Source organism: Leptospira borgpetersenii serovar Javanica, assembly GCF_003046425.1.
Classification (GTDB): domain Bacteria; phylum Spirochaetota; class Leptospiria; order Leptospirales; family Leptospiraceae; genus Leptospira; species Leptospira borgpetersenii.
This window is the reverse complement of record NZ_QAJG01000033.1, coordinates 1-25,000: the sequence shown is the minus strand read 5'-3', so window position 1 is coordinate 25,000 and position 25,000 is coordinate 1. Positions and strand designations below refer to the sequence as shown.

14 protein-coding genes (1 of these 14 cut by a window edge) are annotated in these 25,000 nt (G+C 39.0%); 10 read left to right on the top strand and 4 right to left on the bottom strand.

The genetic code is table 11. From position 1 onward, the window contains the following. A protein-coding gene (gene dinB / locus CLV95_RS17000) for a DNA polymerase IV (protein WP_026054868.1) crosses the window boundary here: on the top strand, window positions 1–1,076 show its 3' portion. The gene continues 13 nt to the left of window position 1, outside the view; the window shows 1,076 of its 1,089 coding nt (coding positions 14–1,089); the start codon falls outside the window, past its left edge; its stop codon occupies window positions 1,074–1,076. Between the two features lie 1,107 nt (window positions 1,077–2,183). On the opposite strand, the gene CLV95_RS16990 is transcribed toward dinB, so the two are convergent. From CLV95_RS16990 to CLV95_RS16980, 3 genes are all read right to left on the bottom strand, one after another. After that, window positions 2,184–3,950, bottom strand: a complete 1,767-nt coding sequence (locus CLV95_RS16990) for a WGR domain-containing protein (RefSeq protein ID WP_002737259.1) — start codon at window positions 3,948–3,950, stop codon at window positions 2,184–2,186. A 418-nt stretch (window positions 3,951–4,368) separates the two neighbouring features. Beyond that, window positions 4,369–4,683 carry an LIC_10907 family protein gene (locus CLV95_RS16985; protein WP_016748945.1) on the bottom strand — a complete coding sequence of 105 codons (315 nt, stop codon included), beginning with the start codon at window positions 4,681–4,683 and terminating at the stop codon, window positions 4,369–4,371. A 476-nt stretch (window positions 4,684–5,159) separates the two neighbouring features. Further along, window positions 5,160–6,065 (bottom strand): LIC10906 family membrane protein, encoded by a 906-nt coding sequence (locus CLV95_RS16980; RefSeq protein ID WP_002735296.1) that lies wholly within the window; start codon window positions 6,063–6,065, stop codon window positions 5,160–5,162. A gap of 447 nt (window positions 6,066–6,512) precedes the next feature. On the opposite strand from CLV95_RS16980, the gene CLV95_RS16975 reads away from it, so the two are divergent. The 9 genes from CLV95_RS16975 (at window position 6,513) to CLV95_RS16935 (ending at window position 23,153) form a co-directional block, all read left to right on the top strand. Beyond that, a complete protein-coding gene (locus tag CLV95_RS16975; protein ID WP_002735217.1) occupies window positions 6,513–6,911 on the top strand; it encodes a hypothetical protein in 399 nt (132 codons plus the stop codon). Window positions 6,912–7,930: 1,019 nt separating this feature from the next. Next, the gene (locus CLV95_RS16970) at window positions 7,931–9,487 is read left to right on the top strand and encodes a TolC family protein (protein ID WP_026054126.1); all 1,557 of its coding nucleotides are present in this window, start codon (window positions 7,931–7,933) and stop codon (window positions 9,485–9,487) included. A 3-nt stretch (window positions 9,488–9,490) separates the two neighbouring features. Then, window positions 9,491–13,141, top strand: coding sequence for an Ig-like domain-containing domain (locus CLV95_RS16965; protein ID WP_002735220.1), 3,651 nt, complete (start codon window positions 9,491–9,493; stop codon window positions 13,139–13,141). 16 nt (window positions 13,142–13,157) lie between these two features. Then, window positions 13,158–13,910: a lipoprotein gene (locus tag CLV95_RS16960; RefSeq protein ID WP_002735218.1), complete on the top strand. Its 753-nt coding sequence runs from the start codon at window positions 13,158–13,160 to the stop codon at window positions 13,908–13,910. A gap of 131 nt (window positions 13,911–14,041) precedes the next feature. Next, the gene (locus tag CLV95_RS16955) at window positions 14,042–14,722 is read left to right on the top strand and encodes a tetratricopeptide repeat protein (RefSeq protein ID WP_002737143.1); all 681 of its coding nucleotides are present in this window, start codon (window positions 14,042–14,044) and stop codon (window positions 14,720–14,722) included. Between the two features lie 13 nt (window positions 14,723–14,735). Further along, complete coding sequence (locus CLV95_RS16950) at window positions 14,736–16,235, top strand: efflux RND transporter periplasmic adaptor subunit (RefSeq protein ID WP_002735301.1); 1,500 nt, start codon at window positions 14,736–14,738, stop codon at window positions 16,233–16,235. Between the two features lie 2 nt (window positions 16,236–16,237). After that, window positions 16,238–19,339 (top strand): efflux RND transporter permease subunit, encoded by a 3,102-nt coding sequence (locus CLV95_RS16945; protein ID WP_016762605.1) that lies wholly within the window; start codon window positions 16,238–16,240, stop codon window positions 19,337–19,339. Beyond that, window positions 19,309–22,467 carry an efflux RND transporter permease subunit gene (locus CLV95_RS16940; protein ID WP_002735224.1) on the top strand — a complete coding sequence of 1,053 codons (3,159 nt, stop codon included), beginning with the start codon at window positions 19,309–19,311 and terminating at the stop codon, window positions 22,465–22,467. The genes CLV95_RS16945 and CLV95_RS16940 overlap by 31 nt, the downstream gene beginning before the upstream one ends. Further along, a complete protein-coding gene (locus CLV95_RS16935) occupies window positions 22,464–23,153 on the top strand; it encodes a YIP1 family protein (RefSeq protein WP_002735231.1) in 690 nt (229 codons plus the stop codon). The genes CLV95_RS16940 and CLV95_RS16935 overlap by 4 nt, the downstream gene beginning before the upstream one ends. A 595-nt stretch (window positions 23,154–23,748) precedes the next feature. Here CLV95_RS16935 and CLV95_RS16925 read toward each other — a convergent pair. Then, on the bottom strand, window positions 23,749–24,663 hold the full coding sequence (locus CLV95_RS16925) for an Rpn family recombination-promoting nuclease/putative transposase (protein WP_016561306.1): 915 nt from the start codon (window positions 24,661–24,663) through the stop codon (window positions 23,749–23,751). Window positions 24,664–25,000 lie beyond the last annotated feature (337 nt).

Here is a 25,000-nt window from a genome sequence, read left to right as displayed (position 1 = left end):
AAATCATTCATATAGATATGGACGCATTCTATGCATCCGTCGAGCAAAGGGACTTTCCAGAGTACAAAGGAAAACCATTAATTGTGGGTGGTCCTCCTAATAGCAGATCCGTTGTCGCTGCCGCTTCTTACGAAGCTCGTAAATTCGGGATTCGTTCCGCAATGCCTTGTTCTAAAGCGGCTCAGCTTGCGCCTCAAGCGATTTTTGTATTTCCTCGTTTTGAAGTATATAAGGAAGTTTCCGATCGAATTCGTGAAATCTTTTTGGAATACACGGATCGTGTTGAAATGCTCTCCTTGGACGAAGGATACTTGGATGTCACATTCAATAAAAGGAATATTCCGTTTGCCGTAACGATTGCCAAAGAGATCCGCTCTGAAATTTTTAAACGCACAGAGCTGACCGCTTCCGCTGGCGTCGGTAACTCCAAATTTATCGCCAAACTCGCTTCTGAAAAAAACAAACCAAACGGACTCACCATAGTTCTACCCGACGATGTGATTGCTTTTATCGATCCTCTACCGGTAAATAGCTTTCACGGCGTGGGCAAGGTCACGGCTCAAAAGATGAAGGAACTTGGAATTCATATCGGAAAAGATCTTAGAGCAAAAAATATAGACGAGCTCGTTCAACATTTTGGAAAAATGGGGATCTACTATTATAAAATTTCCAGAGGAGAAGACGAGAGGGAAGTAAACTCTTGCCGGGAACGAAAATCCTTGGGTGCAGAAAATACGTTCGATCAGGATAAAATAGATCGAGAGGACCTACTGCAACAACTAAGAGAAGTCGCGATCGAAGTGGAAAGAAGATTAAAAAAAAGAAATTTTGCCGGTAAAACGCTCACTCTCAAAATTAAATTTCAAGATTTCAGTCTAAGAACAAGGTCGAGAACTTTATCGGAGCCTATTTTTGCTGTGGACGAAATTTATTCCGTAGCGGCGGAGCTTTTTGAGGAATTTTTTGAGTTTAAAAATGAAAAACAAGTTTCGGTTAAAGCAATTCGGCTTTTAGGGATCAATCTTTCTCACCCGAATTCAAGAGACGAAGAACCGATGTTATTTCCAAATTTATAATATTCAGGAAGTTAAACATTTCTTCAACTTTAAATTCATTAAAGTAAAAATATTATCGTAAACTAATCATCTTACAATTTCCGCAAACGCTTATCAAACACCAAAACCGCAACGATACCACCTCATAAGAAAACATTTTTGTTTTTCCCAAAACTTAAAAAAACTCGCAAACATACGCAAGAATCAATGTCGGAAATTTTCATGTTTTGAATTAAGAGCCCGTCTCAAAACCTTGGAATCGTAAGAACTCCGGCAAGAGAGTGCCAAGAACAATAAAATCTGTTCGAAAGCCCGTAAATTATCAAAGAGCCATGATCCGTGGGAACTCATACGTTTTCGCTTTATTACGAGCTTTCGGAGCCGATTTCTTTTCTCAGGTTTTGGGACAGGTTCTTAGTAAAATAGCACCCTTCTGGGCTTGAAAGACGAGGGTTAGATACAAGCATTTACCATAAATAAAAAACAACAGAAGGAACAAAGAGCTGTCCCTTCACACAAAGTCCTCTGAATGGAGATAGTATATTACGAATTTAGAATGCAGTTTGCGGAGACAAAAAAGAAACTGCATTAGCAAAACGAACTGCTTTTCGAAGAAAAGCCTCTGTCATCAGTCTTTTGAATACGGGAATTCCCACAGATTACGTTTGTATTGGCGGTTTTTCCCTGTCGCTTAAGATTGTAATAGCTTCTTTGAAACGGGCTCTAAAACTTTATGGAAAAAACATTAGATAAACTTAACAGATATGAATTTATTATAGTTGTTGAAAAATTAATTCTCTATCCGTTTCTGTTTCATAAAAACGACCGATTGAAACAATTTTGTAAAACTGAACTATGGAATTTTTCAACAACTCTATTGGGTATTTACTAACCGGTATTATTGCAATTTTATTATCAATAGAAGTTCCTCAAAATCTATTCTTTGAATCTGAACTAGGAAAGATAATACTTTCAAATCAAGTTATACGGATATTGGGTTATTGCCGACGAGTTATACAATTGGAACCTTAACCCGCAAATTTAGCGAGGTTATGCAAAAATATATTCTATTACTCATCCTGTAAAAATGATTACCCACAAATAGACCACTGGTTTGGTTGATCCAGTCTACCTTATTAAATAATTCTTTATCGTTCCATCCTTCATAATTACATAAAGTCGATCATCGACTATTTGAAAGCATGCCATTTCATCAAGACTGTTGGTTTCTTCCTTTTTGGCGTAATTTTCAAGAGAATAAAAACGTATTTTTGATTCTTGTTTGTCAACAGTTAACTGCATCAGACTTATTTTTTCGTTTTTTGTTAACATGCATATTTGCCATATTTGATTTCCTATCGTAAGGTATTTACTATCCTCCGATACATCGATGGACGCTTTCAATTTCTGAAGATTAGGTTTTTTCTGAGAACAATCAGCTACTGTAATCGTGCAATCACCGTAACCTATGTTAGCAATGCTGATCATTAATTTTTCATCGGACAAATAATTTGCAAAACGTCCATAATCAATGTCTTTGTGTTTAATCTTAACGAGTTGTTTAAAATCACTATCGTATAAAATTACTTCATCAAAAAAGGCACTGATAAAATTTTGACCATTACCATATACGATGAATTTAGGCGCTGGCCGGTTTTTTCCAGTTTGAAGATTTCTTTCCATTGAATCACTTTCTGTCTGTTCAATGACGTAGTTACCATAAAAATATCTCCTCTTGGCCGGTGGAAGTTTTTCTACCTCAAGATTTTCAGTTATGTTGATCAAATACTGATGTGTGGATGCCTTACTATCATCAGTAAGGTAAACTGATGTCTCAAAGCCTTGTAGATAATACTTTGTAAAGCGCTCGAACTTGAAACCTTTAAGATGGGTTGTCTTGAGTAAAGAGCCAGTTTTCAAATCAACAGTACTTAAACAGGCTTTACCGTCTCGCTCATAAAAAATCAAAGTGGAGACTGTTCCTTCAATAGGCGTCGCTGCCAGTATGTCAAGTTTCAGAGATTTTTCATTTTCCCATTTTACGGATATTTTCTCATTAGAGGATTCAGACTTCTTTAGTTCTGTAACAGTGAATTTTATTTTCATACTCTCGCAGCAACGTTTTAAAAAGAGTGCACCCGCGTTATATTGAATTGCATCCTCAATGTCCCCTCCTTCGTGGTTTAAGAAATGAATACTGGGCTCGCCCAACGGGTTTTTCATTTTAGGATGATACAACCAGCAGTCGCTATAATCCCATAAGGGGCAAATTACATTTTTAGCGTTTGTTATTTCCAATAATTCTGAATCAATCTCTTCCAGCCAGTCCTCCTCAAATTGTCCGTGTTCGCCCAATTTGAGTTGTGCTTTCTCCAATTCCAATAACCTGTGCGTTGATAAAAGTTTTCTATAGCTTTCTGGATATTTAGCCGGAATTTTTGCTTCCGGGGGATATGCTTTTAATATCTCTCCCGATTTGAATTTTATAGTAAGTTGTTCCTTGTTACATAAAGCGCTTTTTGCTTCTTTAAAAAATATTTCCGGGATTTTTTCAAAACCGGAGCTGTCAGCTAAGTAAGAAAAATGATTAATCAAAGCCTTGTGTAGGTCTTTAGCGTTCACAATCGCTTCCCACTCGTTGAAATAACCAGAATTACTGTTTTTGCTTTCGTTTTTTCTATCAGTGGTTGTACTCTCAACATACCCTTTTTTTAACTTTTCATTCAGTAATTTCTCAGCTTCTTTCAAACATTTCTCTTCTGTATTGAAAGTTTTGGTTTGAGGATTTCCGGCTGTTCCTGTTTTGCCATAGGTCACGGTAAAGGACTTCCCAGATACTTCAATATTCCAGAATTTGTCAGACTTGTCGTCTTTGTAAGTAAGGTAATGTTTCATAACTTTAACGCTTCACATATTCATAAATCATGAACTATGTCGATAACATTTTGGATCTTCCCGAATTGGTGGACGTAGTTGTGGGTCTTAAAACTTTAATGTGATTTCAAAAATTCAATTTTTTTAGTTGAGTAGAATTTACTACTCGGCATATGAAAATAATACCAGAAGTTAATGATCAATTTTACCAAAGATATGTATATTTGAAACAAATTCGGCATAAATATTTTTTATGCGTCCGAATGGCAAATAATTATCTCGAAAACGAATTCATGAAGCAGTATAATCGTTAGTAAATGCAAAATGATTTCTTAGAATCATACAGTCGGTTCTATCAAAAATTCTAAGAGTTAGAGAATCCGAAATCGTTTTGGAATAAATTTTAAAAACAACATAAAATCTAAAACCGATGGATCAATTAATCCGATGTAGAACTACTAACCAAGTCTGTATTTTTATTTTGCTTCGGTAGTTTTCCTAGAGATTCTAATTCGCTTTCCAATTGTATTTTTTCCGAAAAAATACTTCTTAATTCCTTTGTCAGCCATTCATTTCGTCTTAAGAGAATTCTCTTTTGTAGATACAATCTTTGAATCAGAATGACGAATCTCAGTTCTCTTGGTGCTTTTTCTCGGCGATCTTTATATTGGATCATTAGGCTGAGTCGGTTCCGAAGCTTCGGTAACGATCCTAAATAATCTTCTAGTCTTGAAGAATCATACCACTTCAACATAGCCGCCTCCGTTTGTGCGAGTGACATCGACGACTTTTAGTATCCGGGAATTGGTTGTATAAACTCAAATCGAGTTCGTTTATCCGGAACAAGTTCTGATTCCATTACAAAAAGTTAATTCTGATACAGGCTCGAACAAAGTCGCACATACGACAGGATTCCCGCTATTGTGATAAATGTCAACATATATTATCTCAAATGCAAAATTTTTGAATTCTACATAAAATTCGTCCAAAACCTGTCGAACGACAGGCAGAGCGACCCATAGGAAAGCTCTGCGCTGAGTTCAGGGAGTGAGACGGCTTGAGTTTAACAAAAATCCAGAAACTACTTACGAGAGTGTTTCAACGATAAAGTCTGTTAGAAAGCCCATAGATCACCCAATTTGCAGGAATTCCTACGTTCTATTAAGAACTTATGAAATTGATTGGAGTGAATCTCTTTTCAGGCTTTAGGACAGGCTCATAAGAATAAAACTATTTAAAATACTTTCCGAATCTTCTCGAAAGAATTTTGGCCCTTTCATCAACCGATATTTCACCGGTATTTTCGGCAAGATGAAAGTCTTGAATGAGAATTTGTCTCGTGATTTCCTCTTTTGCCTTCGAACTTTTTTGAACGAATCTCATCGGATCCAACTTCCCCATAAGTTTTAAAAAAGGCTTAGAAGCAACCCGATTGATAAAAGAAGTTTTCTGTCCCTGGATCAGCCCGGCTTTGATTTCAAAAGCGTCGTAGTGCAGAATTGCCACCGCCCAGCAGACCGAACAAACGGAAAGACCCAAAGATGACAAATATGCTTTGTAAACTCCTAAAAATGGGAGAAAGTAAATGAATGTTAGAGTGATCGATAATCCGATTGTGGAACCAAGTAGAATAAAAAAGAGTCTTACTCTATCATTTCCTCTTTTGAGCAGCATTTTTTTAAAAATGATCCAACCTGATAATAAAACCCAAAAAATAGAAAAATAAATAATCAAATGATAATTCAAACTGAAGTTAAAAGTAAACGTATCAGGATTTTCTAAAACCACCATTCTTTCGCTGAAACAAGCCCAGGTAAAATAGGAAAATCCTATAATACCTAAAATTGATGTATAAACCGGAATTTTCTGCCCTACGTTCTCCATTTTTTTACAAATAAGATATGAAATAAATGTTCCAACGGACATTGGAAGAAAGGTTATGTTCAAACCTAAATTACGATATTCGAGAGGGAACAACCCCCTAAGACCTTGAATGCACAGCCAGAGTGCGATACATAGATTCAAAAGCAGAAATAAAGTCTGTAATTTTTGTCTTGGTTTTAAGCTAAAGACATAGATTCCGAAGGATAAATGGAGCAATCCTGTTAAAATTGGGATAAAATGGTTAAGGTTCATAATACTAATCTTCGTTAAAATTTAATTGTTTCTATTCGCTTCTATTTCGTAGTTCGATTTTTTCGAGACCGGTGGGAACTTTGAGTTACCCCTTGTTTTCTTTTCAATTTGATATAAAACTAAATCTGAATTCACATGGGAAAAATTTTTTTAAGAAGGAAAATCATCTTTTGAAGAAAAAAAGATCAAAAAAATAAGGACTTTTCCACCAAAATCCTATTCTTTGGCGACAAAAACATTTCTTTATTCATCAATCTTTTTTCCATAACCTAAAACGAGGCAAAAGACGCCACTATATTTCTTTTTACAAATTATGACCCATCAATAATTGTTATACCGACATTTGAATTGATTTTTTGAAAGTTGTGCTACTAATAGGTCTCTAAAGACATATTGGTATTATTTTAATACCGATGTCAACAAAAAAGTATTATTCTAGGACATGTTTTGGACGAACAAAAGAAAAGATTACAAACCATACTCTTAAGTTTTAAAGGGAACCAAAGAGAGTTCGGGGGCACGATTGGAAAATCAAAACAAACGATCAGTGGTTGGCTGAGTGGAAGATTTCCGATACCGGAAGACGCGGCAATTACGATAGAGATGGTCCATGGATATCGAAGAGAATGGCTCCTTGAAGGTAAACTACCGGAAAAAGTGACGTTACCACGGGCACTTCGAACCAAAATGAAAGTAGAATTCGAAACGACCTTATTGAAAAAAATAACCTCGAAAGAAGGTTTACCAAAAATGATCGAAATATTAGCAATTTTACCCAAAAAAGAATTTGAGATTGTCCAAAAATTGATTTTTAGCTTAGCAAAGAAAGAAGTCGAAAATAATTAAAAGTTCTTTCCTTTATTTTAGAACGCCCGTCTCAGACAGCTCGCTTCCCGTAACATTCAATATCACACCGAACTCACGTTATATTAGTACAGTCTCTAAATGTTCTCAGGTGTTTGTGAATAATACTATAAGCTATCTCAAAAATATCTTAGAACGATTGGAATCGGCGTTTTAAGGAAAAATAAAATATTTTTGAGATAGCTTATAAGACAAAAATGGCGCCCTCTGGGCTTGAAACAAGCATGAACCACAAAACAAGAAAACCAACAGAAGAAACTCAGAACTTGTCTCAACACCCCAGAACCTAGGAAAGGGAGTTTGACAAACATTGGTCCGTTCAAAAGTCGATAAACACCAAAAGGATACGATCTATGGGAATCCCTGAATTTTATGAAAAATTCACAATTATATTTCTATCTAAGTTTTGGGACGGTTCTAAGAATCTATCCAACAAGTCTTAAAAAATCATGATCTCTAAGTCACCAGTAGTAAAACGTAGGAACCCCACAGAAACCGTCTTTTTGGGGGACTATAGATTTTTAAATAGCGTTACCCGCTAGCAGTTATTCCCGCAATTCTAAGATTTTAGGACAAAGCTATGGGAAACGGGTACTATAAAATCCGAAAATAACGATCCTAAAACCAAATCGCCGTTCGAACGATCATTCAATGAAAAATTCATTTTATAGAGATTTCTAAAATAAATTTCCACCACAATTGAATTTGTATTGACTGAAATATCGCACCGATAACATTTGGCCCGAAGGGATTTCGTGATATTTTATAAAAAACACAATCACAATTTGTGGCCTCAAGGAGATTATTTTAACAAGCCCCAAAAACGATTTAGGATATGGTTTCGATTTTTCTGGACATCCTTACATTTCGCACTCCATTTTGAGTGCGTTTTTTTTCTCAAAAGCAAACAGAAGATACACACGATTCATATAAGAAAAATTCTAAAGGGCATTCTACCCGATTCAACCTTATTCCCTGGTTTTATCTTTCTCATCTTTTGCATGTGCTCAGGAATTGAAATAAGAGCTTCTGACAAAAAAACCTTACGAATTAATTTAGAAACCGCCACTCAAATAGCTTTAACGAACTACTATTTATTATTATCCATTAAAAACAAAAACACCGCTATCAAAGAACTCATTTCTGAACGATGGAGAGATTTATTGCCCACTCTCGGAGTTAATATGACCAGGCAAAGATACATTATTCAAGACTCGAACGATTACATATACAATGCGATTTTGTTAAACGTAGACCAAATCATTTACGACGGAGGCAAAAAGAAGCTGGATCTTGATATAGCTCAATTAGAGGAAATATTAAGTAGGGAAGACTTTAAAATTACTTCTTCTAAAGTGAGGCTGGAAGTTGAAAAAACTTTCATAAACACATTGGTTGCGCTTGCAAAGGTGGCTCTTAACAAGAAGTCGGTAGAACGTGCCAAAGAACAACTCAGACTTGCAAAACTGGAGGCCAAACTCGGCTTTACTACACAAATTCAAGTCTTGAGCGTAGCCTCCCGCCTTCAAGAAATCGAGTTCGCTTTGGTGAAATCCATAAACGAATATCTAAAGGCAAAAAACGACTTGAAGTTAGTCATGAGTTTGGATCACCAGTCCGATCTCGTAATCGAAGGAAATTTACTTACGGACTTTTACCTCTCCTATCCCGATTTGAAAAGGGAAACATTAATTGAGAATGCTCAGAACCAAAGATCGGAAGTTGTTAGAATCAAAATTAATAATAAAAAATTAGCTAAGGAACGCGAACTAGCCGAAAACGCTTGGATCCCTCAGATTTCTGTCGGTGGTTCTTATGGAAGAACCGGTATAACTTATCCGTTACAAAATGATACCTGGAATGTGAATGTTAAAGTTGTATTTCCTTTGGGAGGTTCCACGAATACAACGACCGAAAACCTAGGTATGCGTTATAACAACCAAGCGAGTAGCGGATTTGCCGGTACCGTTAATCCTAACTTCAATGCGGCGACATCCAATAATCTACAAGTTCTAGATAACATGAGTTATTCGAGAAAAGTAATGGAAAGTAAGATTAAACTGGGTGATTCCATAGCGGAAAAAAAACGTTTGGAACAATCCATTGCAATCGAAGTAGAAAAAGCTAGCGATGTCGTTAAGGAATCCTATGACTTAATCACGATCGGAAGCGGAATGGTTTATTTCCGCTACGAAAGCATGCGTTTGATGAACACTAAAATCCAGGTTGGAGAAGCGAAAAGATCGGACATACTCTTCGCTGAAACCGAACTCGTAGGCGCTCAAGAAAAACTGGTGGATGCGATCGGAAAATATTGCACCTCCGTTTACGAGCTGGAATGGGTCTCGGGTTTACAACCCGATTCGCTGAAGTTGTTCAAATATAAACCAAATCACGGAAATACAATTCTTCCGCTGATTCTACAAAATCGACCTATTCCTAAATCGCAAGTGACCGAGAACTTTAAAGTTAAAGATATCGAAGAGTATTTTAATTCCCCGGATACCGAAGAGGACAGGGGTTTATTGGATACACATAATCCTATTAAAAAGAAGTAACCCATGAAACCCAATGAACAATTTAAATATTTATTTTTTTTAATATTAATATTTTTTGTAAGCTCCTTTCTGATGGATTGCAGCAAACTTGAAAATAAGTTCAAAAATTGGATCCCTTTAGATAATAATCCTGCTTCGCCGAAAGTATTGTATTCCATTCCTTCTCCCGGACAAACAGGGGTTTTAAGAGATCAAAAAATTGTGATGACCTTTAACAAACCGATCGACGAACAAAGTTGTATCGGAGCGTTTTCGGTTCAACCCGGAGTGACGGGACTCTTCGAAATTAACGGCAGCACTCTGACGTTCACACCAAATAAACGATGGCAAGGTGGTATAACGTATTTAGTAAATCTTTCCAATCGATGTGAAGACCAAGAAGGTCGGGATCTGGAAAAACCATACAGTATCAGTTTTTCAGTGAGTACCGACGTTCTTCCTCCCGACGTAATTTCGATCGGCGGTAGAAAAAATGCGACCGGTTGTCTCAATACGGATCCCATATTAGACTTTGTTAATTTTCGAAATAACTTTTATAGTACAACCGACGTTTGTATAAATACTCCGATAGTCGTCAATTTCACAAAACCGATGGACAGGGGAACCGTGGAGTCAAATTTCCTCACCGTTCCTCAGATGGTGGGATCGTTCGTCTGGAGTAATAACAACACTGTTCTAACTTTTTCTCCTAGAGAAGCTCTTACGACCGGACTTACTTACGTTTTGACTATTTCTCAAACCGCTCAAGATACGTCGGAAAATCCTTTAGGTAAAAACGTCTCCGCAAGTTTTACCGTTGGGACGGAAATCGTTAAACCCCAAATCTTAATGCAGGACGGATATATACAAAACGCGGCGGGTTGTTCTCCTGGTGCGTTAGCTTCCACATTGTTCCCTGGTGGACTTTTTAATGCAGTCGGTTTATGTACCGGCATTGTTCCTGGTTTTCAATCGTCTCCAATTATCATTGATTTTTCGGAAGCGATGAATTTAACGACGACGGACTCGAACATCAACATATCTCCGAATATCAACGGTATCAAAACCTGGTCCGTAAGTCCGAACGGTGCCTGCGGTTCTACCGGGCCTTGCGGAACGACGAGTAGATTCACGTTTACACCTGTTACTCCCTGGCAGCATTCCGTCACGTACACTGTAACTGTTTCCGGTAATTCCACGGACATTGCGGGCAATCTGGTCGGCCAAAATTATTCATTCTCATTTACGGTGGGTCAGGATTTTCAAATTCCTAGAGTGATCTTTCAAGACGGTTTTATAAACACGGGAGCAGGTTGTGCTCCCGGAACCCTTGCCTCTTTGTTTGATCCGATCAATGGAATCCGAGATAAAACGGGAGCTTGTTCCGGTCTTTCACCCGCTTCTACGAACACTCCTATATTCATTCATTTTAGCGAATCTATGATCCAATCCACAATCGAAAATGCGTTGAGTATTTCCCCGAGCATCCTTGGAACAAAAACCTGGCTTACAAGCGGAAATGCGTTATGCGGTTCTACCGGGCCTTGTGGAAACGGTAGCCTTTTAGTTTTTACTCCAAGCCAAGACTGGCAAAATACCACTTATACAATTTCTATTCCGGGCTCCGCGATGGATTTGGACGGAAATACATTAAGTTCCTCTTATTCGTTTTCTTTCACGTTTGGAATCGATCTGCTCCCTCCTAGAATGGATTTTACGACCGGACCATTGTTAAGCGACTTGGCCCCCGCTTGCGGGAATTTAGGTCTTACATCGATTCCGAATCTTACCACCAATATCTGCAATCAAACGAACGGAACCAAGTTCAGGGTGCGATTCAACGAACCGATGGACCAAGCCGCCACTACGAACGCTTTTTCATTGTCTCCGTCCGTTACCGGTCTCATTACTTGGCCTTCTCCCACCGAATTGCTATTTACCCCATCTCAAAATTTGAATTTGTTTGCACAGTATAAACTTACGATCAGCACGGCGGCCAAAGATCTTGCGGGCAACACAATGGTTTCCGAGTTCATCAGTTTTTTTACTACAGGAAACGGAGGTCCGGTAAACAATACTCCTCCTACCGTGCTGAATGTGTTATCCGACGTTGCAACGGGACCCGGAGGTTGCGATGGCGGTATGGACGATTCCTTGTCCGCGTCTTTTGTCACCAATGTTTGTACGGACAATGTGGGAACCGGTCAAGGCGCTTCCTTTGAAATTATTTTTAGTAAAAACATGGACCAAAACATAACTTCTCAAGCGTTTTCAATCAGTCCGAACGTTTCCGGTCTTATCTCTTGGACATCTCCGACTACACTTCGATTTATCGCCGCTCAGTCCCTCAATCCAAACACTCAGTACGTAATTTCTGTTAGTCAGAACGCCACGGATTCGGGGGGAATTCAGATTCAAAACGGATATGTTCTTTATTTTTTAAGTTCTCCAGTCGGTGGTTTTCCTGCAGTTAATTCCATAGACGTCTTTTCCGGAATCCCAGCAAATTGCCAAGCGGGTTTAGGTATCGTTACGAACGTTTTAGCGGCAACTGTCAACAATGCATGTACCGGAAATTCGGCAGTCAATCCGATCGTGGTCACTTTTTCCGAACCGATGAATTCGTCTTCCTTGAGATCCGGATTTTCGATTTCTCCTTCGATAACGGGACAGTTTTCATTTCCGACCGCAAATCAGATGGTATTTACCCCGGATACCGCCTTTCAGTACGGGAAAAGATACAATATTTCTCTTGCAACTTCCATAACAAATACTTCGGGCAAAGGGCTTAGGAATCCGGTGAATGCGACTTTTGTCGTGGGCGCACTGGATTCGAGCCAGCCGGTTGTGACCGGAATCGATTTTGAAGTCGATGGGGACGGTGACAATTGCAACGCAGTTCCTAACGATGTACTGAACTCCCAAAACGGTACTATTACGAATAACGTATGTATCGGAGTTCCGATTGTGATCCATTTCAACGAACCGATGGACCCGGCTTCCACACAAAACGCGTTGTCCATTTCACCTTCGGCGAATTTTGCGATCACTTTTGCGGGGAACGATATGACTTTAACCCCTTTGATCGCTTTAAGCGGCAGACAAAATTACACTTTGACAATTTCCGCTTCTGCGAAGGATTTAGCCGGAAATTTTCTACAAAATTCATTTTCTTTAATATTCAAAACAGAGAATAATTCACCGCAAATAATGGCGATCGGCAGAGGAAATCAAGCCAATTGTAATAGTTCGGCGGTTACGACAGGATGTTGGTGGCAGACGGGAACTCCTTTTCTTCCGGCATCCTCTTATTCTTTCACTCCCGGATTGCAGGCTTGTCCCGCGGATTCCACTTCGGATAATATCGTGATCGTCTTTAATCAACCGATGAACACGGTGAGTACGGTCAATGCGGTTAACATAACCGCCGTCTCTCAAGTTCCGAACAGCGCTTCCTCCATTTATAAAGGGAAATGGACATGGAGCGATAGCGATCGGGTTTTAACGATTTCGATGACGGACGTGGGTCTAACGTGCGGGTTCGATATTCTATTCAATACAGGAATCGGTGGAGCGAACTATCCGCTTTATTTGATTCAAATCGATCAATCGGCCACGAATGCAAATGGGACTGCCTTATCTTCCCAATTCAGCTTTTTCTTCGAAAGCAATTAAAAGAGGATATGATATTATGAAAAGATTTCTCCAATCGATCGTATTACTTTTACTTTCAACGTTTTTTTGCGGTTGTACGACAATTGCAAAACTATTCCGCTCATCCGGAAGTTATCAAGTTTATGTGATGAAGTCCGAAGAAAATTCCTCTTTGGCGATAGGAAAAATTGTCAGTAGAGACGCTAGATTTTCTCCGTATCTTATGGAAAATTTCAAAGATATGCTTCAACTCCATTTAATGGCGGAAGGATATTCCATTAAGGAAATGCCGGAGGAAAAATCCCTGAGAAAATCTCTTTCTAAAGCGAATTCAAATTCCGAAACGGCAGAACCTCTCGAATTAACCGAGAAAAAAGAAACGAAACCTATCTCTAGCGAAATCGATATCACTGAAAATACCTCGAACTTGAAGGACTTACTTCCTGAAAATCTCCGCCAGGTTTTGGATAAAGGAACAGTAGTAGGATTTTCTAATGTATCCAAGGAAACACAATCCGGCGATTTTCTTTCGAGCAACGAGATAAAATTTTTATCCGAACAAATAGGAATCCGCTATTTCATTCAAGGGGCGGTGGGTAATAACGATTCCGGAAATTTATTGGAAGAGGATTTCAACTCTTTGGTTTTTCTTAAAGTCTACGATTCGAACGGAGTTTTGAAAGGTGGGATCACCTACGTCGTGAACGGAAGGACCTTAAACGAAGCCAATCTATTAAAAGAAGTCTGCCGAAACATTTCCAATAGGATGAATGCTCTCGTAAAACGATGAATACACAAAACACAATTTCACATAAGAACCCGTCGAGCGACCATAGAAGCGAGACGTTGAGTTTCCCGAGCGACCATAGGAGTGAGACGTTGAGTTTCCAACTTAATCTTTCTGATAAAGCAGAAAACTCAATGCGTCGCTCTCTAAGGATCGCTTCCTCAGGTTTTGGGACGCGCTGTAAGAATCTTTTCGTTCCGGCTCTGGTATTGATTACCGCTACGACTTATTCCTGCAAAAAAGATTCGGAAAAATTCGACTCGTTACAAAGAGATGCGGATATCGCCTACGTAAAACAGGATTTCAACGGCGCGCTTTCACTTTATACACAAGCGTTGGAAATGAATTCAGATTCGATCAGAACGATAATTATGTTGGGTAAAATTCATTATTATAAGAAAGATTTTGAAAAGGCGGAGGAGCTGTTTCAAGACGCGGTTAACAAGGATAAATGCGACGCTAGCGCCGCATACTGGCTTTCTAAAATCGAAAGTTTACGTAGCGATACTAGATCGGAAGCGAAAGAACGTCTTGAATCCATCATCAATCATATTCCCAACAGGTGGGAAGTCGAATACACTCTCGGTGCGGTATTGGAATCGGAAGGAAAAATACAGGAAGCCATCTCCTTATACAATCAAGCGAAAGCAGAATCCGCGAAACTCTCTCTTCTATATCTGAGGCTGGGAAAAATTTATCATAAAGCTCAAAGAAAGGAAATGGCGAACCGTTATTTTGAGAGAGCTATACTCATTTCCGAAGAGGATCCGAATTCCATCAAAATGATCGAATCCGAAATAGACAAGGAACAATAAATCAAAAATACATATGCCCGACTCCAAATTGCAGACTTTTAGAAATGTCTTAAAATCGAAAATCGTCAAATCAGCCTTATTAATCATTAGTATATTCATATTTTACAAAATATTTATATACCATGACCCAAAATTATCCATAAAGGATAAAAAAAAGGAAGGGAAATTCGAATTCATCCTGAATTTTTTCAAAAAAAAGAATAAAGATTATATTACGGATATGGATTCGGTAATCGTAAAAGGGATAAGTGTTTATCCGGAAAAAATAAATCCTGCGATTTATGCTTTAGGTTCCGTCGATTTTTTGGATAAGGTGGATATCGTTTCTAAAACCGCAGGAAACATCGTGGAAATCAAAGCCAAAGAGGGAGAAAAAGTCAAAAAAGGAGACGTACTGCTTCACATAGACACTCTTCAATTGGAGTTAGAAAGAAAAAAAAACCAATCCGCATTACAAAGCGCCTTCTCTTCTTTGAGCCTTAGCGAGGAAAAGTATGCAAAAGCCAGAGAGAATATTGAAATCAGAATGTTGGACATCGAAAAACGGAGAACACAAACCAAAGAAGCCAAAGCCGAATTGGCCAAAATGAAAATGACGTTTGCCGGTAAGGAAACCCTCTATAAAGAAGGTGGAATTAGTAAGGAAGAGATGGAACACGCTCAAACGGCTCTAGTAACGGCGGAAGCCAAATATCGGATGAGTATTAAGGATTTAGAAATGGGGATGGTCGGTTTTAGAAACGAGGATATTATTTCGAAAAACATGAAAGTCCCCGACGATGTTAAGGAAAAAGTAAAACTGTTCGTAGATATCAATACTCGTATCGACAAAGCGGAAGTGGATGTTGCAAAATCCCAAGTGGAATCGGCTAAGGCGGCTCTGACGTCCACGGAGGAATTGATTCGTGCCGCTACGATTCGCTCTCCGATAGACGGTGTGGTCGCTTACGTAAACAAACACGTCGGAGAATACGTGAATCCGGGTGCGGTAAATAGTCCCGATCAGGCGATTTTGGTTCTCGTAAATATCCACAAGGTATTCGCAAAATTGAATATTAGAGAATCAGATATGATTTCAGTCCGTAAAAATATGGACCTGGAATTTACGGCGGACGTGTATCCCGATAGGAAATTCCGCGGAAAAGTGGGAATCATCAACCCGATCATAGATCCGAAAACCCATACTATGGAAGTAAAGGCATTAATCAGAAACGAAGATCGATCTTTAACTCCCGGAATGTTTGTAAGAGGTTCCATTTTTACGGGAGAAACAAAAATGTCCCTCCTGGTTCCTTCGGAGGCGCTGTTCGCCAAAGATAACGATGTCGCCTGGATTTATGTGCTTAACGACGGGATTGCCTTAAGAGCTAAAGTGAAAACTGGAAGTCAGTACGAAGACAAGGTCGAAATATTGGAAGGTTTAAATCCGGGAAGTATCGTCGCCGTGGAAAAACTCACTCAACTTAAAGACGGAATGAAGGTTCGTCCCGAGATAGAAAACGGCCTTAAATAAAAGTGAAATATCTTCAAAAGATAGCAATCGACAGGCCGGTAACGACGGCCATGTTTTATCTGCTTCTAATTCTGCTCGGCCTAATCTCCCTGAAGGATCTGGAGGTGAACCTACTTCCGGATATGGAATTTCCTCGCCTAACAGTAATTACAAATTTCCAAAATGCGGCACCCGAAGAAGTGGAAAATCTGATTACAAAACCTTTAACCGAAGCCGTAGGCACCGTGAAAGGAATCGAAAAGATTTCGTCCGAATCGATGGAGGGCGTTTCTTTCGTCACTTTACAATTCGGTTGGGGAACCAAAATCGATTACTCCGCGATGGAAGTGCGGGAAAAAATAGATCTGATTCGAGGAGTTCTTCCCGAAGACGCGGGCAAACCGATCGTCGCAAAATTCGATCCGAGTCAATCACCAATTCAAGAAATTGTTTTTTTTCCGGTGGATAAATCCAGAACACACGAACTCAGAGGTTTTATCAAAAGGGAAATTAAAAGTTACTTGGATCGTGTGGACGGCGTTGCGCTCGCGCAAATTTCCGGAGGTTTTAAAAAAGAAATTCTGATCGAAGTGGATCCGTCTTCCATGTATGCACATCAAATATCGATCAAAGATATCCAGAGCTCCGTCGAAAGTTCGAACATAAATTATCCGGCGGGTCATATAGAAGAAGGCTCCAAAGACGTATTGATCCGAACTATAGGAGAATACCAAGATTTTCACGAAATCGAAAAAACCAACGTATCCAAAAACGACAAAAACATTCCAGTTCGATTGGGAAATATCGCCCGGATCAACGAAGGATATAAAGAGAGAAAGGGGCTTGCAAGATACAACGGCGAGGAATGTGTAACCGTATCCATCTTCAAGGAATCCGGAAAAAACACAGTAACAGTTTCAGAATCCGTTCGATCGGAATTAGAACGTCTTAAGGAACAATATAAAAACGTAATTAAAGCGGACATCGTATACGAAGAAGCCAGATTCGTAAAACAATCCGTAGACAACATCACGGGCGAACTAATCTCGGGCGGGATATTGGCGTTTCTTTCTCTTATATTCATACTTCGTAATATGGAAAGTCCGCTTATCCTTTTGACCGTACTTCCCATATCGGTAATAACCACGTTTTTACTGATGTATCTGAAAGACCTTACCCTGAACGTTATGACATTAGGCGGTCTTTCGTTGGGAATCGGAATGTTGTTCGACTCCGGTAACGTCGTTTTAGCCGCAATCGAAAGACACGTTAGAAATGGACTTTCCGTAAAAGAGGCCTCCTTAACCGGAGCCAACGAGGTCGCCGGATCGATCACTTCCGCCGTTTTAACCACAGTCATTATTTTTTTACCGATCGTTTTTTTAAAAGGAATCATCGGAGTTGTATTCGGCGAAATGGCTTTGACGATCACCTTTTCGTTGTTAGTGAGCCTGGCGGTTTCTTTGACTTTAATACCTATGTTATCCGCACTTCGCGGAAATAAGGTTTGGTCCCGGAAATTCGATCAGTGGTCTTTTTTCAAAAAAATAGCGATTTGGGAAAACGAAATAGACGTTCGATTTGTGAAAGGATTAACGAACTGGCTCGGAAAACCGAAGCGTTTTTTTATCGGAATCGCGATCTGCTTTGCAGGAGTTCTGATTTTGATTTCGTTTGTGGATAAGGAATTCATTCCCAAAGTAGATACTGGGGAATTTAAGATCGAAATTCTCAATGTAAAGGGTTCTTCGCTTTCCTCTACGTCGAAACTCGTCGAAGAATTGGAAACGAAATTACTCAAAGAAAAAGAAGTAAAACACGTCATTTCAAATGTCGGCTACGACGAAGAACAGATTTTATCTCGTTCAGGAGGAGAAGTCGGAACCCATCAAGCTCAGATACGCGTCGTTCTTTCTACGGAAAGGTCCGAGAAAACAAAGGATTTCATTCGTAGATTTAGGGAAAAAGTCCGATATGGATCGACTATAGGGATTCACTTTTATCCCGAAGAGGATATGCTTTCCAAAATACTTTCTCCCGATTCTAAAGCGATCACTTTAGAGGTGGAGGGAAACGATCTCGCCACTTTGGCTTTTATCGGAGAGAATATCAAAAACGAAATCACTAAAATTCAAGGTATTACAGATTCCAAAAGTAGTCTAGAATCCGAAAATCGAGAATTTCAAATCCGATTCGACGAGGATAAAATGTCCGTTTACGGATTGTCGCATCAATATCTCGCCGGAATTTTAAAAACCGCCCTTAAGGGCACGATCGCTACACGTTTGAGAATCAACGACGAGGAATTCGACGTTAGACTCCGTTATAAACAACCCGATCGAAAACACAAAGAGGATATTTCCAGAATCCTAATCCGAACTTCTTCGGGGGACGCTATATCTCTGGATCAAGCCGCCGAAATTCGGGAAGGGAAAGGATACGCATCCATCCTCAGAATCGGCCAAAGTAGGGTTAATCGTATTACGGCTAATGTAGAAAACGTAAAACAATCGGTCGTTCTTTCGGAAATAGAGGACTATATAGAAAAATTGAAATTACCAATCGGATACAAAGTCCACTTCGGAGGGGAAAAAGAAAATATAGACGCGTCTATGCGTGAACTTCTGTTCGCATTTATCTTGGCGGTCGTTCTGATTTACATGTTGCTCGCCGGTCAATTCGAATCCCTTTTGATTCCTTTAGTCATGTTGTGCACGATCCCTCTGATTCTGATCGGAATTATACCTGCGTTACTATTAACGGGCAACAGTTTCAATATCAGCTCGTTTACAGGAATCATTCTTCTCGTGGGAATTGTGGTGGATAATGCCGCCTTGTTTTACGAATACGTGGAAATTCTAGAACACGATCAGGTATCTCTTAAAGAAGCAATTATAGGAAGCGGACAAATTGTACTTCGTCCTATCATCATGAATAACGGAACCACACTTTTAGGCCTACTTCCGGTCGCGCTTGAATTAGGGGAAGGAACCGAATTTCAGTCCCCGATGGCGGTAACGGTAATCAGCGGTTTAGCCGCTTCGGTCGTTTTATCGCTCTTTCTAATTCCAATCGCTTTTTATTATATTCTAAAATGGCAAAGAACAAGAAAAAAAACGACCTGAGGGAATATACAACCGTCCCGGAATTCGGTCGGAAACGACTTACTCCTACTCTTTGGGTAGAGAATCATAAAACGGGAACCGCAATGATTTTCCTGAGTCTGATATTATTGGGAATAATCGCATTTCGTTTTATTCCCATATCCCTTTTTCCGGAAGCGCCGTATCCGGGTCTGACTGTTGAAACGGAATATTTCGGAGTCGGTCCTGAAAAGATAGAAGAGATCATCACAAAACCGATCGAAGAATCCGTATCTACGTTAGGCGGTATAGAGCATCTTTTTTCCGTCTCCGAAGAGGGAAAATCGAAAGTGCATATCCAATTCGATCAGAACGCGGATCTAGAAATTAAATCCTTGGAAATAAGGGACAAGGTAGAACAAGTTTCCTATAAATTCCCGCGAGAAACACAAAAGCCGGTCGTCCTTCAATACGATCCCACTCAAAAACCGTCGTTCATAATCGTTCCAAAGAGCACGTCCTTAAACATTATGCAAATACGAGAAATATCGGATCGTGAAATCAAAAAAATCATCGAAGGAATCCCCGGAGTCAGCGAAGTCGTAGTCGCCGGAGGAAAGCCGAGGGAAATTTTGGTTTCCTGCGACGCTCAGAAGATGCTCGGACACGACGTCGATATGAACCTGCTTTTATCCGTACTTCAGGAGGCGAATTATAACGAGAATCCCGGAGAAGTTACGGAAGGAAACGTTCAAATTCCGGTTTACGTAAAAGGAAGAATGAGAAGTCTCAAAGAAATAGAATTCTTATCTCTTAGAAAAGACAATTCCGGCAGATTCGTACGTGTAAAAGACGTAGCAAAAGTAAGTTTTTCCTATCGGGAGGAACATTCGGCCGCAAGAGTAAACGGAGAGAATACCGTCAGTATCTACGTTTACCGAGCCGGAACCGCCAATCTTCTTGCAGTTTCCGACGAACTCAGAAAAGAACTCGAAAAAACGGAAAGTGAAAACCTAAATTTTGAAATATTGTACGATCAAGCCGAAACGGTCACCAATGCGATTAGAAACTTCTTTCTCGCCTCGTCCATAGGTTTCCTACTTTTCGTAGTTGCAGCTTCCATAATATTTCAAGAACTTAAATCTTCTTGTTTATTTGCATTTTTACTAATATGTCAATTTTTTATCGGTTCGATTTTGATGTATTTCCTAAAAATTGATTATAATCTCGTTACAATCGTCGGGTTAATTTTGGGTTGTGGATGTTGTCTAAGCGTTTTTATCGCAAACCGATTGTTTTCCGATCACGAGAAAAACGATAAATCCATCTCGATCACAGGAGAAATATTTACTACGATTCTTTTAGTTTCGGGAGTGTTCCTACCGATACTATTTGCCACAAAAGAATTGAAAAGTATCTACGGTGGACTCGGTTTTGTTTTATCGGGTAATTTTTTTATAAGTTTTTTAATTTCAATCACTATACTACCGAGTATTAAAACCGAATCGAGTTTTAAAATCGGAAATCTCTCCGTTCCGAAAATCCTAAGAATAGCAATCGCTAAAGCAAGTATATTATCTTTTTATGTTCACCGGATTAAAGACGACGTCATACAAAGAACATTATCGCTCGTAGATCTCTCGAGGAATAATCCTCGTATATTTTTGTCGTTTTATATTTTATTTATTTTAATCGGAATTTATTTTTATCTAATATCTAAGCACGAATTCATCAACAAAGTCGAAGAAAAACAATTGATAGGAAACGTGGAATTTCCTTCCGGAACCAGCTTTTCAAAGATCAATAATGTAACCGAACGAATCGAAAAAAACCTTTCGGAATTATATAATATCAAGGAAGTCAACTCGAGAGTGGAAAACGGAAAATCCACGATCGTAGTAAAGTTTAACGAAAGCGTTTCCGACGTGGATGAAATCGGAAAGGAATTAGAGGAAATCGTCGGAGACATCAAACCCGCTTTTATATATTTTTCGGGAAGTAACGACGAAGCCTTATTGAAGGAGATAACGATCGACATAATCGGAGACGATCTGAATACGATCGATCGTATTACGAGAGAGGTTTCCTCAACCGCGCAGGGGTTACTTCCAAACGTTAGGCACGTTTTATTAAGGTATAAACCTCCCAGGGAAGAGGTTCGAATTGTTATAGACAAGGAAAAAAGCGAGTCCTTGGGAATCAGTTCCCAAGATATCGGAAGACTTATACGTTACGGAATCCAGGGAGGGGTCGCGACAAAGTTTATAGAGGAAGAGAGGGAAGTAGACGTTCGTATCCGGTACGATTCGAATTATCGTGATCAGTTTTCGGATCTGAAAGAATATAAAATCGACATAGAAGACGGAAAGTCCGTGCCACTTTTGGAAATAGCCTCTTTGGTTCGAAGTACCACACCTGTAAGGATTTATAGAAAAAATAAAAGAAGAGTTTTGTCGTTTAGCCTTCGAATTGCCAATATGAGTTTAACCGAAATTATTCCTAAACTCGAAAAATTAAAACAAATCGAACTTCCCAAACAATACAGGATCGAATTCAGCGATAGTCTAAAGAAGGTTTTAGAACATCAGAAAAAAATGAATTTCGTTCTGAGTTTCGCCACATTGATTTTGTTCATGATATTGGCGTCTTATTTGGAATCTTTGAAAGAACCGTTCTTATTGTTATCCGTACTTCCTTTACCGTTGTTCTTTATTATAATATTCATTTATCTAATCGACGTCCCTTTGACCATTCCAGTTTATATAGGGATGATTATCATAAGCGCATTCGCAATTTTGGAAGCGTTTATACTCAGAAAAGAATTGGCCCCTTGGAAAAATAAAGGAGAAAAATTCGAATCGGGCGCGATACCGTACGACTTAATGGAGAAAATAAGAACTTTGCTAACAAAGTTCGTCCAACTTTGGTTTTTAGTCGCTCTATTCTATTTACCTTCAGCTTTCAGCTTCGGAACCGGCTCGGCGATGCTTAAAACGGTTTCCATCACATTAATCCTCGGATTAATGGGAATTTGTTTTTTTACTCCGATTGTTTTTATCACATTGTATTTATATCCTATCACGATCGTAAATACGATTATTCGCACTTATCGAAATAGTATGGATTGGACAAATTTCAGAATCAAAGAACTTAGGAGAAAGATACAATGACCGTATGGAATTATTTAAAGGACGTCTTATTTAGACCGGAATATTATTTCAAAACCTATCCGTTACAATCGGACCGATCCAAATCGAACCACTCAATTAGGGATTTCCTTATCGTTTTATTTTGTCTCGCGGTCATTCTAACGTCTACAAGAGTTTTACATGAATCATTATTTGCTCCGATAAAAATCAAGGTCGCCCAGGAAGCCTCCGCTAAGGTGGAAGAAAATCGAAAAAATTATGCACAGGATCGAGGATTTATCTTTACCTTGTTTTCTAAAGCAATCTACGTTTTGATCTGGATTTTAATTCCGATCCTACTTGCGTTAATTCGACTTCCTATTCTTTATTTCATTGGAGAACACAAAGTCGAATTTAAACAGCTCTTTTTTACTACTCTCGCAACTTCCCTTCCTCTTTTATTTTCGAGTTTTGTCATTTCAGTCGGATACGATTTAATTTCACCCAATTACACCATGGGAAACGTCGACTCCTTAAAATCGTTTTTTTCGATCGGTTTGTCGATTCTATTACTGGCTTGGATTTGGGAAGGGAGATTGTGTTACCACGCTTTTACGGAACAATATGATCAGAATAACGGAAGAGCTATTTTAATTTGGCTCACACCCGGTTTATTATTTATGAACGCGTTTTCTATGAAATTTCTGATCCAAATTTGGTTCGGTTAACAATCGTAATTATAAAACGTTTTGGATCATTTTTTCTTTAGATTTTGAATCACCTTCTTGTTTTTAGAAAAATGAATCATGGACTTACGCCGAGCCCACGTTAAATAGAATACTCAAAATCCCGCTTTTATTACGGGATTCGTTTCAAAGTTTATAATAATCTATTTATATAGTAAGATTTAGAATTTCACAAAAAATTTTCAATTTTATCGTCGTAAAATCCGGGTTTGCCGCACCTAACACCTAATAAACCCATGAGCTTACTTTAGAAGATCGAAAAATCCTCTCTTATACGGTAAATAACATGAGTTAACAACTGCGAAAGCGATTGCAGCGGAAATTTTCCGAAGGAATTGGATCATTATGCTGCGATCCATAGAGATTAGTACCATCTTCACGCGTCCGAGTAGTTACTCCCCAAAATTCAAGACACACAACTTCAAAGAGGGCAACCTAAATGGATCAGATCCATCAAGATTGGAGGAAAACAATGAATCAGTTTTCCATCATTTTTTGGGGATCGAGTGAATTTCGATTCGCTTTGAGAAACTTCATTTACACAAAATCGTTGGCAACACCTGGTGACAATGTCACGTTAGATAATTCCATTTTCTCTCAAGGTTTTTTCGGAGAATCCTGTGATTTCTAAAACGGTCTTTAGATCAATCCCTTTCTTTAGCATTTCACCGGCAGCTTCCAATTTACCCTTTTCAATACCTTGTTGTATGCCTTCTGAAATGAGTCTCTCCGCTGTAGTCATCGTTAACTCCTCGTATTGTTCCAATTTTGATATTGCCAAAACTCTTTTGAGTTCCGTAGGTTTTAAATCACGGGCCCAATAAATATACAACAACAGTTTCCGCAGGATTGCAACCCTTTTCGATTCTTCCTCGATTCCAAGTAATAGGGAAAATAACCCCGGCAGGTGAGAAACGAATTCAAAATCCCCTTCCCGGATTTTTTGAACCACTCCCAGAGTGACTTGAAACGTGATACTTTCCAACTTCTTCTTCAGTTCCACCTTTTTCAAATCGAATAAGTCTATTTTAAAATCGGGAATAAAGTCCTGAAACACATCCGTTTCTTGTTTTGTTAATACGAACTGATCCGAAAATCGATCTCCCAATTTCCATTCCTTTTCTCCGTGATAGAACACGAACGGAATGACTACGGAAAGTGGCTCTCCGTTTCTTTGTTGGTTTCGATAGATTTCCGTTAAATATCCTAATAATTGAATATAGATGGTGTTTTCTAAATAACTTTTGTGTTCGAAAAGTAAATAGACATTCGACTTGTTTCCGGACTGGAGTGGGATTTGAAACAACAGATCTGTTTGTTCTTGTTTTAGTTCCTCGCTTACAAAACTCGATTCGGTCAATTCTAAGTTTTCCAAGTCGAGTAGTTGGACCACTTCCGGCGGTAACGTATTTTTGAAAAAAGTAGCCGCCTCTTTTTTGTCCTGAAAGGTTTCTCGGATCAGTCGATCGTGAGGATTGTTCACTTCGGTCATCCGTTATCTTTGGGATATCGTTTTGCTCGGTCAATTCCATTCAGAGGACTGATGACAGAAACGGGGGAGTTATTGCATCACGGATTTAAAATGCAGTTTGCGGAGACAGAAAAGCAAACTGTATTAGAAAAACAAACTACTTTTCGCGTTCAGAGGACTGAGGACAGAAGCGGAGGAGTTATTGCATCACAAATTTAGAATGCAGTTTACGGAGACAAAAAAGCAAACAAAAGAAACTATACTAACGTGAATTCGATATAAGAAAGTTTGGGCGAATCATTCGCGAGCTGAAACGTTTTTATAAAAAGCGTTTCGCCTGAATTTTTCAAACTAAAGT